At 66.3% G+C, this 12,817-nt stretch carries 10 protein-coding genes; 3 read left to right on the top strand and 7 right to left on the bottom strand.

Annotation, left to right across the window (positions count from 1 at the left end; genetic code table 11):
* Positions 1-41: 41 nt before the first annotated feature.
* From V0R59_RS12220 to V0R59_RS12190, 7 genes are all read right to left on the bottom strand, one after another.
* A complete protein-coding gene (locus V0R59_RS12220) occupies positions 42-1,436 on the bottom strand; it encodes a heavy metal sensor histidine kinase (RefSeq protein ID WP_330074552.1) in 1,395 nt (464 codons plus the stop codon).
* 120 nt (positions 1,437-1,556) lie between these two features.
* Positions 1,557-2,390 carry an alpha/beta hydrolase gene (locus V0R59_RS12215; RefSeq protein ID WP_330074551.1) on the bottom strand — a complete coding sequence of 278 codons (834 nt, stop codon included), beginning with the start codon at positions 2,388-2,390 and terminating at the stop codon, positions 1,557-1,559.
* Between the two features lie 14 nt (positions 2,391-2,404).
* Complete coding sequence (locus V0R59_RS12210) at positions 2,405-4,756, bottom strand: TonB-dependent siderophore receptor (protein WP_330074550.1); 2,352 nt, start codon at positions 4,754-4,756, stop codon at positions 2,405-2,407.
* Positions 4,757-4,831: 75 nt separating this feature from the next.
* Positions 4,832-5,743, bottom strand: coding sequence for a DUF4880 domain-containing protein (locus tag V0R59_RS12205; protein ID WP_330074549.1), 912 nt, complete (start codon positions 5,741-5,743; stop codon positions 4,832-4,834).
* On the bottom strand, positions 5,740-6,258 hold the full coding sequence (locus V0R59_RS12200; RefSeq protein WP_330074548.1) for a sigma-70 family RNA polymerase sigma factor: 519 nt from the start codon (positions 6,256-6,258) through the stop codon (positions 5,740-5,742). The genes V0R59_RS12205 and V0R59_RS12200 overlap by 4 nt, the downstream gene beginning before the upstream one ends.
* Before the next feature lie 104 nt (positions 6,259-6,362).
* The gene (locus tag V0R59_RS12195) at positions 6,363-7,922 is read right to left on the bottom strand and encodes an alkaline phosphatase D family protein (protein ID WP_330074547.1); all 1,560 of its coding nucleotides are present in this window, start codon (positions 7,920-7,922) and stop codon (positions 6,363-6,365) included.
* Positions 7,923-8,024: 102 nt separating this feature from the next.
* Positions 8,025-8,798, bottom strand: a complete 774-nt coding sequence (locus V0R59_RS12190; RefSeq protein WP_330074546.1) for an IclR family transcriptional regulator — start codon at positions 8,796-8,798, stop codon at positions 8,025-8,027.
* A gap of 352 nt (positions 8,799-9,150) precedes the next feature.
* On the opposite strand from V0R59_RS12190, the gene V0R59_RS12185 reads away from it, so the two are divergent.
* The 3 genes from V0R59_RS12185 to V0R59_RS12175 all read left to right on the top strand — a co-directional run bounded on the left by V0R59_RS12185 (position 9,151) and on the right by V0R59_RS12175 (position 12,809).
* Positions 9,151-10,521, top strand: a complete 1,371-nt coding sequence (locus V0R59_RS12185; protein ID WP_330074544.1) for an aminotransferase — start codon at positions 9,151-9,153, stop codon at positions 10,519-10,521.
* A 35-nt stretch (positions 10,522-10,556) separates the two neighbouring features.
* Positions 10,557-11,672: an ABC transporter ATP-binding protein gene (locus tag V0R59_RS12180; RefSeq protein WP_375547363.1), complete on the top strand. Its 1,116-nt coding sequence runs from the start codon at positions 10,557-10,559 to the stop codon at positions 11,670-11,672.
* A gap of 87 nt (positions 11,673-11,759) precedes the next feature.
* Positions 11,760-12,809, top strand: coding sequence for an ABC transporter substrate-binding protein (locus V0R59_RS12175; protein ID WP_330074542.1), 1,050 nt, complete (start codon positions 11,760-11,762; stop codon positions 12,807-12,809).
* Positions 12,810-12,817: the final 8 nt, after the last annotated feature.

The raw sequence follows: 12,817 nt of genomic DNA, 5'->3' as shown, positions 1-12,817 counted from the left end.
GCTAACGCCAAGGTGAGGCGCAAATGACAATATCGACATCTTCACAATGTCTCATTGTCCGGAAAGCGCAGGTGGAACCAGGTGAAGTCATCGGCGCAGACCTCGACCACCGCCGATCCACGGTGCAGCCCCATGATCGACTGCACGATGGCCAGGCCCAGCCCCGTGCCACCCTCGCTGCGCGCACGCCCCTGATCCGCACGGTAGAAGCGTTCGAACAGATGCTGGCGATGCTCCGCAGCAATGCCGGCCCCGGGATTGCCCACGCTGACGCAGACATGGCAATCCACCCGGCGCACCCGTACCAGCACCGCACGTCCCGCCGGGCAATAACGCAGTGCATTGGACAACAGGTTGGACAATGCCCGCTGGATCATCAGCCGATTGCCGCGCACGCCGTCGGCACTCCCGGAAATGTGCAAGTCGATGCCTGCTTCCTCGGCGGGCAGGCCGAACAGGTCACATACTCTCTGAGCCTCATCCACCAGGACCACGGTCTCGAACGCCACTCCTGCGGCAGGATTGCTGACATTGGCCAGGAACAACATGTCGGCCACCATCCGCGCCATGCGCTCAAGTTCCTCGGCGCATGACTCCAGGGTCTCGCGGTACTCCTCGCCGCTGCGTCCGCGGCTCAACGTGACCTGCACCTTGCCGGTGAGATTGGTCAGGGGCGCGCGCAGCTCGTGGGCAAGGTCGTCGGAGAACTGCGACAGCTGACGCACACCGTCATCGAGACGGCCCAGCATGATGTTGATGCCTTCGGCCAGGCTCTTCAGCTCGCGAGGCAGCCCCTGCACCGGCAAACGGTGTTCCAGGCTCTCGGTGGAAATGCGCGAGGCAACCCCGAGGAAACGACTCAAGGGCAGCAAGCCGCGGCGCACGGTCCACCAGGCGATGCCCAGCAGCATCGCCAGCATGAACGGCGACGCCAGCAGCGCCCAGGCGAGCATCGACTTGAGCAATGCGACACTGGCGGACTGGTCGAGGGTGAGGTAGACCGCGACGCGGCTACCGTCCCCCAGGCTCAGCAGACGACTGACACTGAGCAAGGGACGCCCCTGGTCATCGCGCCATTCGTGACGTTGCGCGAGGTCGGCGACCGCCAGGCCGCGTACCTGCCTGCCAATCGACCACGACCCGATGACAAGTAAAGGCTCGTCGGCGCGTTCCTTGAAAATGCTGACGTGAAGGTTGTCGTGGCCCAGCACCAGGTCCACCAGATGATGAGTCCCAGCATCGATCTCGGCCACGCTGTCGATAGCGGCAAGGTTGTGGGCCAGGCCAGTCATTTTCACGTTGAGGTCTTCACGGGCGCTGTTTTCCAGGGCCTGCCCCAGCATCAGGTAGCCGAGGCAAGCGAACAGGAACAGGAGCATCGCGCTCAGCAGCCCCACCTTGAGTCCCAGCTTCTCCGCCAGGCTGACAGACTTCATCCGCGCTCTCCGACAATGACCCGCGACACCGCGGGCGCGGATCTTAGCGTGGGACGACGACCGGCCAGGGATTCCTGCAAACTTGTAATCCGGCCGTCATGTGGCTGCCAGACGCAGGCGTCAGTAGCGCCGCGTACTCATCAGCTCATCCAGCACCCGGTTCGGCACGCGGAACGGAATCGCCGCGTGATCCTCCCCCGCCTCGATCTGGAAGTCGCTGCGCAGGCCGTACTGCGAGAGGTTCTCCAGGCGCAGTTGCAGGGAGCGCACGTCCTGGATCTCCTGGGGCATCTCGCGATCACCCGCGATCAGGCTCAGGCTGCGGTGGATCAGGTCGAGCTTGCCGGCATGCGCCTTGGCCGTGAACGCCTTTTCATGGGCCAGCAGGTAGCGGTCCTGCCACCACAGGCTCGGGCTGATGGCAACGTAGTGCTGGAACAGCTGCGGCCGGGTGAACAGCGTGTAGATGCCGAACATCCCGCCAAACGAATGCCCGACCAGGCTGCGCTGGTCCTGGTCGACCTTGAAGCGCTGGTCGACCCTGGGCATCAGGCGCTTCTCGATGAAGTCGAGGAACACGTCCTGCCCGCCCTGGGGCGGGTCGTTGCGCTCTGCCGGGGCCGGCGGCGACAGGTCGTAGGCGCGACGGACGAAGTCCAGCGGCGTATCGCTCGGGTAGCCGATGCCCACCAGGATCGCCCCGCGCAGGCGCTCCTGGGCGCGCTTGGCGGCGTGGAACGCCGGGAAGTAGGCATTGCCGTCGAGCAGGTAGATCACCGGGTAGCCGCCGGTCCAGGGCACGTCGCCCTCCGGCAGGCTGATCATGATCCGGTATTCGCGACCTTCGTCGCTCTTCATCGTCCATTGCTCGGTACCGTCCAGGGTCACCGGATCGGCCTGGGCCGCAGTGCTGAACAGCAGGATAGCGAGGGCTTTCATCAGGTTGCGCAGCATGCTTCGCCCTCCCCTTACCAGCGATAGCTGAGGCTGGTGACCACGCTGCGCGCCTCGCCGCGGTAGCAGTAGCCGTCCTGGCAGTTGATGAAGCGCTTGTCGAACAGGTTGCGGGCGTTGAGCGCCAGGCGCACGCCATCGAGGCCGCCGCCGAAGTCGTAGTGCACGCCGGCATCGACCAGGGTGTAGCCCTCGTTCTTCACCTCGTTGGCGGCATCGCCGTAGGTGCTGCCGGTGTAGCGCGCACCACCCGAGACACCGACGCCGAACGGCAGCTTGTAGTCCAGCCACAACGCGGCCAGGTGGCGCGCCACGTTCTTCGGTACCTTGCCCTGGTCACCGTTGTTGCCCTTGGTCACCTCGGCATCGTTGAAGGCGTAGCTGGCGGTCAGGCGCAGGTTGTCGCTGACATCCGACACCGCTTCCAGCTCAAGCCCGCGGGACACCTGCTCGCCGGTCTGCACGTTGTTCAGCGGGTTGACCAGGTCGCGGGTCTGCACGTTGCTCTGGGTCAGGTGGTACAGCGACCCGGTGAGCAAGGTGCGGCTGCCCGGCGGCTGGTACTTCAGGCCGACCTCGAACTGCTCGCCCTCGGTGGGCTTGTACGGCTGGCCGCTGGTGTTCACACCGCTGACCGGCAGGAACGAGGTGGCGTAGCTGGCGTACGGCGCCAGGCCGTTGTCGAACAGGTAGAGCACGCCCAACTGGCCGGTGGTGGCGGAATCGCTGGTGGTGCTGTTGATGTCGGTGAGGTTGTCGTCACGCCGCACATGCACCCAGTCGCGGCGCAGGCCGGCGGACAGGCGCCAGTTGTCCAGTTCGATCTGGTCCTGGACATAGGCACCCATGCGGTGTTCCAGGCCGTCCTGGTCGGCCAGCGGGTCGGTTGGTTTGACCACCGGCTGGTGGTAGTCCGGTGCCCAGCGGTCGATGCTCGGCGCCGCGCCCCAGGCGTACAGCAGCGAGGTGTCCAGCCAGGCGTAGTCGATGCCGCTGACCACGGTGTGGTGCAGGTTGCCGGTGGAGAAGCGACTGACCAGGCGGGTGTCGGTGGTCAGCGAACTCATGTCCTCGTACAGGCCGACGGCGTAGCGTTCGAGGGTGTGCCCGTCGACCAGCGCGGTGGGCTGCAGGTACTGGTTGGTGGTGCTGACCTGGCCATAGCGCAGGTTCTGCTGGACGCTGAAGGTGTCGTTGAAGCGGTGTTCGAATTCGTAGCCGAAGGTCCACTGCCGCTGGTGCAGCTTGTCGTAGTACTCGTCGCCCTGCCAGAAGTCGGTCAGGTGGTCGCCTTCCTGGAGCATCATCGGCGAGGCCGCGGTCTGCCGTTCCTGGTACTGGGCCAGCAGGGTCAGGCTGGTGTCCGGGTCGATCTGCCAGCTCAGCGACGGCGCCAGCAGGCGTGACTGGTTGTCCATCTGGTCGACCGAGTAGCCGGAGTCGCGGTACAGGCCGACCGTGCGGAACAGCACGTCACCGGCCTCGTCGAGCTTGCCGCCGACATCGAACTGGCCCTGCTCGTGGCCATAGCTGCCGGCCTGCACCTGCACTTCGTTCTTAGCCAGCAGGCTCGGGCGCTTGCTGACCCGGTTGACCATGCCGCCGGGGCTGATCTGGCCGTACAGCACCGAGGCCGGGCCCTTCAGTACCTCGATGCGTTCCAGCGCGTAGGCCTCGGTGGAATACAGCGACAGCCAACCGCTGCCGGGCTGGCGCAGGCCGTCGAGGAAGTCGGCGGCGATGGTGGTCTCGAAGCCGCGCACCTGGATGTTGTCGAAGCGCGGGTCAAGGCCCGAGCTGCCGACCCGCACCCCGGCGCTGTAGGCCACGGCGTCCTCGACCTTGTTGACCTTGCGGTCGTTGATCTGCTCGGCGGTGACCACGCTGACGCTCTGCGCGGTTTCCAGGATCGACTTGTCGCTCTTGGTGGCGCCGCTGGCGTTGCTGGCGAAATAGCCGTCCACCGGGGCGAAGGCGCTCTGCAGCGCGGTGCTGTCGACGCTGGTCGGTTCCAGTTGCAGGTCGGCGCCGCTGTCGCGCAGGACGACGAAGCCGGAAGCGGTCTTGTGCGCCACTAGGCCGCTGCCCTTGAGCAGTTTCGCCAGGCCTTCCTCCAGCGAGCCGCCGGCCCCCAGGCCCTGGGTGCTCAGGCCGCGGACATCGTCAGGTGCATAGGACAGGGTGATTCCGGAACGCTCGGCGAAACTGCTCAGGGCCTGGGCCAAGGATCCCGCCGCGACCGCCGGGGCGACCGGCGCCGCCGAGTCGGCGAATGCCGGCACGGCGGCGAGGGCCAGCGCCAGGCACACGGCGCGGGTCAAGGAACGAGGCTGAAAGGGAAACGGCTGGGGTCTGGCAGCGTGCATGACAACGTCCAATGAGGGAGAGATATCCCATAACCGGACGAGTCCTTGAAGTCCGACAAAAAATTTTCCCGGCGTCTATGCCGGGACCAGGCGCACCCACCAGCGCGTGCGTTCGACCACCTTCACCGGCAGCAGATGGGTCAGGTTGTCCAGCAGCGAGGCCGGCTCGTCGAGGCGGAACACCCCGGACAGGCGCAGGTTGGCGATGCGCTCGTCGCAACCCAGCCAGCCGTGGCGATAGCGTCCGGCCTCGGCGAGGAATTCGCCCAGGCGGATGTCGTTGACCACCAGCAAGCCACGGCTCCAGGCGAACGGATCGAAAGGACTCTTGCCCAGCACGGTCATCGCCGTCGCCGACACGCCCAGGCCCTCGCCGGCCTGCAGCTGCCGCTGGCCGAGCGGCGAAGTGACCAGCACGGAACCGCGGTCGACGCGAATCTCGCTGAAACCGTCGCGCTCGCGCAGCGACACCCGGGCATCGCTGCCGCTGCATTCGGCGTAGCGGCAGCGCGCATGCCAGCGCGGGCCGTCCACCAGCACCTCGCCAGCGCGCAGGAGCAGTTCGCTGCCCTGGAGATCCACGGCGCTGTCACCGTTGAGCAGCACCTGGGTGCCGTTGCCCAGGCTGAGGGTACGGCGCTCGCCAAGGGCCGTGGCATAACCGGCATGCCAGGCCGAGGGCACGCTCACGGCGGTCAATGCGCCACCGCCGACGATCAGGCCGAGCATCTTCAGGGTGCGCCGGCGACTCAGGTCGGCGGACGCGCGCTTGAGCAAGGGGATACTCTGTTCGGCGTCGGGCAACTGGCTGGCCTGGAACATCCCGGCCATCTGCTGCAGGCGTTGCCAGGCCAGTTGATGGCGCGGATCGCGACGCAGCCAGTCCTGAAAGGGTTCCTGCAACTGTGGATTGCCGCGCAGGCGCATCTGCCACTCGATGGCGCTGCGCACGATACCTTCCGGGACGCGCTCGTTGGCCAGGCTCATGCCGGCGTCTCGAAGCACAGGCGGTAGCAGTGCAGGAGCGCGTTGGCCACGTGGCGTTCCACGGTGCGGCTGGAAACCCCCAGTTGCGCGGCGACCTGGGCATGGGTCAGGCCGCCCAGCTGATACAGCAGGAAGGCTTCGCGCACCGCCGGCTTGAGGCCTTCGAGCATCTGCGCGATGCGCTCCAGGCACTGCAGGGCTTCGTGGCGCACTTCCGGCGAGGGGTGGCTGGCCTCCGGCAAGTGCGCCAGGGCTTCAAGGTAGGCACGCTCAAGCGCATCGCGACGCCAATAATCGATCACCAGGCCGCGGGCGATGCGGGCGAGCAAGGCCCGGGGGGCCTGGGCGGTGACCGGCTGCCTGCGCACCAGCAGGCGCACGAAGGTGTCCTGGGCCAGGTCCGCGGCCTGCTGCGAACAGCCGACCGAGCGGCGCAACCAACCGTTCAGCCAGCCATGATGGGTGCCATAGAGCACTTCGAAAGGAACGATGGAATCCGCTTCTTGTAGCGACATGGCACTCCCCGTAGCCGGAACGGCTGGATACGGGGCGGCACCTTAATAGCGAATCATTCTTATTTCAACCTTTTGCAGACGAAGACCTTCCGGGCGTTATCGCACTACAGGACGACCGGATCGATCACCTGGGTCAGCAGGTGATCGTGTCCCTCGACATGCCAGTTGGCCCAGATCCGGCCTTTCGAATCCGGCTCCAGGCTCAGCCAGTTGCGCTCGGGCACCAGGTAGTGCCCCTTGAAGCCGATGGGCAGCATCCGCGCGCTGACACCGTATTCGATGGTTTCCTGGCCTGCGCCGAACTTCTCCATGAAGTACACCGCCACTGCGGGCGGCGGCGTGTGCACGATGCCGGTCGAGACCAGCTGGAAGATCACCCCGGCACCGTTGCCGTGTTGCGGCAAGGTCGATTCGATGACCGCGGCCGCGGCCACATGGACGTCCCCCGAGACGATGGTGACCCGCGTGCCGAGGGCGGAGAAATTCAGCAGGCGCTTGATCAGCCGCTGGCGCTCGTCGCGGTGCGGCTTGCTGCGCCAGTGGTCGCGCAGGTCGTCTTCCAGTTCCCAGGTGCCCGGCAGCGCATTGAGCGCCACCTCGGCGGCGTTCAGGTCCAGATAGGCCACCGGCAGGCTGGAGCACAGCAGAAGATGCCGGGGCCTGGCGGCGGCCAAGCCATCGAGCCAGGCGAAGATGGAATCCCAGGTGGCCTCGGAGGCGATACGGGTAGGGGTGAAACGGCCGTTCTTGTCCTTGAGGTCCGGGTGGCGTTCGCTGCGCAGGTCGGGCACCAGGATCGCCAGATCGCCAAGCCCCCGGTAGGCCAGTGTGAAACCCTGCAGCGGCGCCGGCTTGGCAGAATCGATGGGCAGCGCGGAGGGGTGGGTCTCGCCGGCCTTGAGGTGTTGCTGGAACAGGCGGTAATACGCGGAAGCCAGCCTGAACAGGTTCTGGTAGACCGGGCACTCGTGCAGTTCCTGCGGGTAGGAACCCCAGCCGTCGGTGATGTCGTGGTCGTCCCACATCGCCACGTAGGGGATCGCCTGGAGCATCTGCCGCACCCCGTCCTGGCTCCAGCGCGAGACGTAGAGTTCGGCGAGGAACTGGTCGACCTGGTCTTCCAGCTTCTTGTTCCAGGGTGCCGTCACCTGCTCCTTGTGCGAGCGCTCCGACCAGTCCTTCATCGGCCCGGTCAGCACGGTGAGGGAATCGGTGTAGACCTGGTCGCCGCCCATCAGCAGCAGGTGGAATTCCTTGTCCTTGACGGCGTGGCGCTGGCCCATGTCGAACCAGCGCTCGTTGGCCCGGTCGATGACTTTCTTGCGGTACTTCTCGGCGGAAAAACCGTTGCACGACTCGTAGGCGATACGCGGCGATTCGCCCGCCGCCGGCACGTGAAAGCTCGCCAGGCCATCGCCGACATCGATCTCGCAGCGCAGCGCGGCGTTTTTCTTCTGGGTGGCGGCGACCTGGATTCGCCAGACATCGCGGGTCGGTTTCGAGAAGGGAATGGCGGCGATCTTCTCGATATCGAGCAGCTTGCAGTTGGTCAGCCTGGCCGCTGGCTGCGGATCACCGAGGTCGGTGACCAGCAACGCGGAAACGCGGTACTTCCCGGCGTGGACTCCCTGGAAATGCACGATAGGGCCGAGTCGCAGACTCATGGCGGATCCTCCTTGATCGTTGGGTGGCGGTGTAGTGGCGGGCGTCTTGTAGTAACAATTGGATACTAGTCAGCGCGCAAGAAACTGCCACACCAGCAATCGTCAAGGACCGTCCCGATACCCCAGGTTCCACGACGCCCGCAGCGCCGCCTTCTTCAACGCATGCACCTGCGCCGGGTCTACCTCGCGGGCGATGTTCTGTACCGTCGCCACCAGCGCCACCGCACCGATGAACTCGGCATTCATGCCCAGGATCGGTGCGGCGATCGCCGAAATGCCCAGGGTTTCTTCCTCGATGGCAGCGGCCCAGCCCTGCTGGCGGACCGCACTGACCTGCTGCTTGAGCACCTGGCGGTCGGTCACGCTATTGACCGTCACCGCCGGCAACTCGCCCAGCTGGTCGACACTCAGTTGCCGGGCAAAGGCCAGCGCCACCTTGCCCTGGGCATTGCAGTGCAACTGCAGTTCGGTGCCGGTGCGCACGCCGATTTCCAGGGCTGACTTGCCCAGCAAGGTGTCCATCACCACCAGGCGCTTGCCCTGCAGCACCGAGAGCACCACCGACAGGCCCAGCTCGTCCCGCAGGTCGCGCAGGGCGTCGGCCGACGCGGTGAGCAGGTCGAGCCCGCCCGCCGCCGCATGCCCCAGCACATAGGCCTGCACCCCCAGGCGATAACGCGAGGTCTGCGGGTTCTGGCTCAGGTAGCCACGCTCCACCAGGGTCTTGAGATGGCGAAACACCGAGCCCTTGGTAGTGCCCAGTTGCACCGCCAGCTCGCTGACGCCGATCTCTTCCGCCGCCCCCGCCACCCGCTCCAGCACGTCCAGCGCCAGTTGCACCGAGCGCACCCCGCCCGTCGCTGTATCACCACTCATGTCGAAGATCCTTTCAGGGCCAGCCGCAGGACTGGCAGGTTTTATGCTGGGAATTGGCACCGCGTTCGCACAGGCGAAACGCGTCGATGGCGCGACTATCGCCCATCCTGGAGAAATCCTGCAAGCCCCGGCGCGGTCACTACCAAGCACCCTGCAAACGCCTAGAACGCGCAAGCCCATGATTTACCTGGCCTTGCGCCGACAAGTCTCCTTGAAATCAACAGCCTTGTTCTCTCAGCGAAAAATAATTCCTCACAGAGAAACACAAAGCATTTGACGACACCGGTGAATGGTCGTAAAAATGAAACCACGTACCGCATACGCATACAAAAATCGCAATGAGGATCAAGTCATGACAGCTCGTGGTTCGGCGCTGGCCCAACGGGATATCGCTCACCATCTCCACCCGCAGACCAACCTGCGCCTGCACGAAGAGGTCGGCCCGCTGCTGATGGAGCGTGGCGAGGGCATCTATGTGTTCGACGAACAGGGCCAGCGCTACATCGAGGGCATGTCCGGCCTGTGGTGCGCGACCCTGGGCTTCAGCCAGCCGCGCCTGGCCGAGGCGGCCTACGCGCAGTTGCTCAAGCTGCCGTACCAGCAGACCTTCGCCCACCGCAGCCATGGCCCGGCGGCAGAGCTGGCGGCGATGCTGATCGAACATGCCCCCGCCGGCCTGACCAAGGCGGTGTTCCAGAGCTCCGGCTCGGAGGCGGTGGACACTGCGATCAAGTTCGTCCGCTACTACCACACGGCCATCGGCAAGCCCGGCAAGACCCGCCTGATCGCCCGCCAGCGCAGCTATCACGGCACCACCCTGGCCGCCGCCAGCCTCACCGGCCTGCCCAACATGCATAAAGGCTGGGGCGAGCCGCTGGCCGACGTGATCCACGTACGCTGCCCCCACCTCTATCGCCAGGGCCTGCCGGGCGAGAGCGAGGAGGCCTTCGCCACGCGCCTGGCCGAGGAGCTTGAGCAGGCGATTCTCGATGCCGGCCCGGACACCATCGGCGCCTTCTTCGCCGAACCGGTGATGGGCACCGGCGGCGTGATCCTGCCGCCCGCCGGTTACTTCGCCAAGGTCCAGGCGGTGCTGCGCAAGTACGACATCCTGATGATCGCCGACGAGGTCATCTGCGGCTTCGGTCGCACCGGCCATTACTGGGGCTGCGACGCCATGGGCATCGAGCCGGACATGCTGACCTGCGCCAAGGGCCTGTCCGCTGCCTTCCAGCCGATTTCCGCGCTGCTGCTCAGCGACCGCCTCTACCAGGTCATCGCCGACCAGAGCCAGGCCCTCGGCGGCCTTGGCCACGGCTACACCTATGGCGGGCATCCGGTGGCCGCCGCCGTGGCCCTGGAAACCCTGAAGATCTACGACGAGCTGGATATCGTCGGCCATGTCCGCGACGTGGCGCCGGCCTTCCAGGCAGGGGTCAAGGCCCTGGCCGACCACCCGTTGGTGGGCGAGGCCCGCGGCATCGGCCTGATGGCGGCGCTGGAGTTCGTCGCCGACAAGGACAGCCGCACGCCCTTCCCCGCCGAGGCGAAGATCGCCCAGCAGGTCAGCAATGCCCTGCAGCGCAACGGTATCCTCCTGCGCGCCCTCGGCGACACCCTGGTCATGGCACCGCCACTGATCGTCGATGCCGAACAGATCCAGACTATCCTCAAGGCACTGACCCAGGCCCTGGACGACGTGCTGGCAGGTATCCGGCCATGATCGCCCGTGACCTCCGCCCCCAGCCCAAGGCCGCCATGACCCAAGCGCCCGATAGCCCCGATCCGCTCGCCGATGCCCCGGTCCTGGTGCGTTTCGACCAGGTCTGCAAGACCTACGACGAACGCTCCTGGGTAGTCGACAACCTGCACCTGGACATCCGCCAGGGCGAGTTCCTGTCGCTGCTCGGCCCCAGCGGCTCGGGCAAGACCACCACGCTGATGATGCTCGCCGGCTTCGATGCCCCGGACCGCGGCCAGATCCTCATGGACGGCGCCGACATCAGCCGCCTGCCGGCCTATAAGCGCGACATGGGCGTGGTGTTCCAGAGCTACGCGCTGTTCCCGCACATGAGCGTGGCGCAGAACGTCGCCTTCCCCCTCAACCTGCGCAAGGTGCCGGCCGCCGAGAGCCGCGAGCGGGTGCGCGAGGCCCTGGCCCTGGCGCGCCTGGAAGGCTTCGAGGATCGCCAGCCGGGCCAGTTGTCCGGCGGCCAGCAACAGCGCGTGGCCCTGGCCCGCGCCCTGGTCTATCGCCCGCGCATCCTGCTGATGGACGAGCCCCTCGGCGCGCTGGACAAGGCCCTGCGCGAGCACATGCAGCTGGAGCTGAAGGCGATCCACAAACAGCTGGGCATCACCTTCGTCTACGTCACCCACGACCAGGACGAAGCCATGACCATGTCCGACCGGGTGGCGGTGTTCAACGACGGGCGCATCGCCCAGATCGCCCCGCCGCAGACCCTGTACAACCGCCCGGCGACGCGCTTCGTCGCCAACTTCCTCGGCGAGACCAACCTGCTGGAAGGCACGCTGATCGGCCGTACCGGCGACTTCGCCACGATCCGCCTGCAGGAGGACGGCTCGCTGCACCAGGCGCGCTGCGCAGATAGCAGCCTGGCGCTCGGCGACAGCGCGGCGCTGGCGATCCGTCCGGAAAACCTGCGCCTGGCCAGCACGGACGATGCGGCGATCGCCGCGCGGGTGGTCGACAGCATCTTCCACGGCGCCCATTGCCGCCTGCGCCTGCGCATGGCCGGCGGCAGCGAACTGTCGATGACCTACAACCCGGGCAGCCTCGGCCGTGCGGCGCCGCTCCCAGGCGAAGCCGTCGCCCTCGGCGTGCCGGCGGAGCTGGCGATGGTCCTGCGCTGAACCACCACAAGAACAAGCACCGCCCGATTCGATGAACCGCTCTACCACTGCCGTCCAAAACCAATTTCAAAGGCTGGGAGTCACATCATGTTCACACCCCGTTCCGTACGCCGCTTCACCCTCGCCCTGTGCGGCCTTGCCCTGCTCGCCGGCCAGGCCCAGGCCCGCGACCTGACCGTCGCCTCCTGGGGCGGCGCCTACCAGGACGTGCAACGCAAGATCTTCTTCGAACCCTACGCCCAGGCCAGCGGCAACAAGGTGGTCGATGACAGCTGGGAAGGCGGCATCGGCCTCCTGCGCACCCGCGCCGAAGGCCAGGATGGCGGCTGGGACCTGGTCCAGGTGGAAGCCGAGGACTTGCAACTGGGCTGTGGCGAAGGTCTGTTCATGGCCCTGGATTTCAACCGCATCGGCGGCAAGGACGCCTACATCCCCAGCGCCGTGAGCGAATGCGGAGTGGGCAACGCGGTGTACAACTTCGTCATCGGCTACGACACCAGCAAGGTCTCCCGCGCCCCCACCGGCTGGGCCGATTTCTTCGACACGCAGACCTTCCCCGGCAAGCGCGCATTGCGCCAGGGCCCCAAGGGCAACCTGGAAATCGCCCTGATGGCGGACGGCGTGGCGCCGGCCGACGTGTACAAGACCCTCAACCTGCCAGGCGGCGTCGACCGCGCGTTCAAGAAGCTCGACAGCATCAAGTCGCAACTGCTGTTCTGGAAGGCCGGCGGCCAGCCGATGCAGTTGCTCGCTTCTGGCGAAGTGGCCATGACCACCTCCTATAACGGCCGGGTCACCAACGCCATCCGCCAGGACCACAAGCCCTTCGGCCTGGTCTGGAACCAGTCGCTGCAGACCATGGACAGCTGGGTGATCCTGGCCAACTCGCCGAACGCGGACAAGGCCTACGGCCTGCTCAAGGTGATGGGCGAAGGCGAGCACCAGAAACTCTGGCCGGCCCTGCAGCCCACCGGCATCACCTCGGTCAAAGGCATCGCCGATACCGACCCGGCGGCCCTCGCCGACTCGCCGAGCGCCCCCCAGAACGCCGCCAACGTGCTGGTGCTCGACGACAAGTTCTGGGTCGACCGCATCGACGAACTGAACGCCAAATGGACCGCCTGGTCGGCCAAGTGATCGCAGTC

It is taken from the genome of Pseudomonas ulcerans (genome assembly GCF_036324125.1).
Classification (GTDB): domain Bacteria; phylum Pseudomonadota; class Gammaproteobacteria; order Pseudomonadales; family Pseudomonadaceae; genus Aquipseudomonas; species Aquipseudomonas ulcerans.
Note: the sequence above shows the minus strand (reverse complement) of the source record. Positions and strands in the feature narration are given on the sequence as shown.

Bases quoted from the DNA above. Each gene is read 5' to 3' on its own strand.
- V0R59_RS12220 (WP_330074552.1), bottom strand. From the start codon at position 1,436: ATGAAGTCTGTCAGCCTGGCGGAGAAGCTGGGACTCAAGGTGGGGCTG.
- V0R59_RS12215 (WP_330074551.1), bottom strand. From the start codon at position 2,390: ATGCTGCGCAACCTGATGAAAGCCCTCGCTATCCTGCTGTTCAGCACT.
- V0R59_RS12210 (WP_330074550.1), bottom strand. From the start codon at position 4,756: ATGCACGCTGCCAGACCCCAGCCGTTTCCCTTTCAGCCTCGTTCCTTG.
- V0R59_RS12205 (WP_330074549.1), bottom strand. From the start codon at position 5,743: ATGAGCCTGGCCAACGAGCGCGTCCCGGAAGGTATCGTGCGCAGCGCC.
- V0R59_RS12200 (WP_330074548.1), bottom strand. From the start codon at position 6,258: ATGTCGCTACAAGAAGCGGATTCCATCGTTCCTTTCGAAGTGCTCTAT.
- V0R59_RS12195 (WP_330074547.1), bottom strand. From the start codon at position 7,922: ATGAGTCTGCGACTCGGCCCTATCGTGCATTTCCAGGGAGTCCACGCC.
- V0R59_RS12190 (WP_330074546.1), bottom strand. From the start codon at position 8,798: ATGAGTGGTGATACAGCGACGGGCGGGGTGCGCTCGGTGCAACTGGCG.
- V0R59_RS12185 (WP_330074544.1), top strand. From the start codon at position 9,151: ATGACAGCTCGTGGTTCGGCGCTGGCCCAACGGGATATCGCTCACCAT.
- V0R59_RS12180 (WP_375547363.1), top strand. From the start codon at position 10,557: ATGACCCAAGCGCCCGATAGCCCCGATCCGCTCGCCGATGCCCCGGTC.
- V0R59_RS12175 (WP_330074542.1), top strand. From the start codon at position 11,760: ATGTTCACACCCCGTTCCGTACGCCGCTTCACCCTCGCCCTGTGCGGC.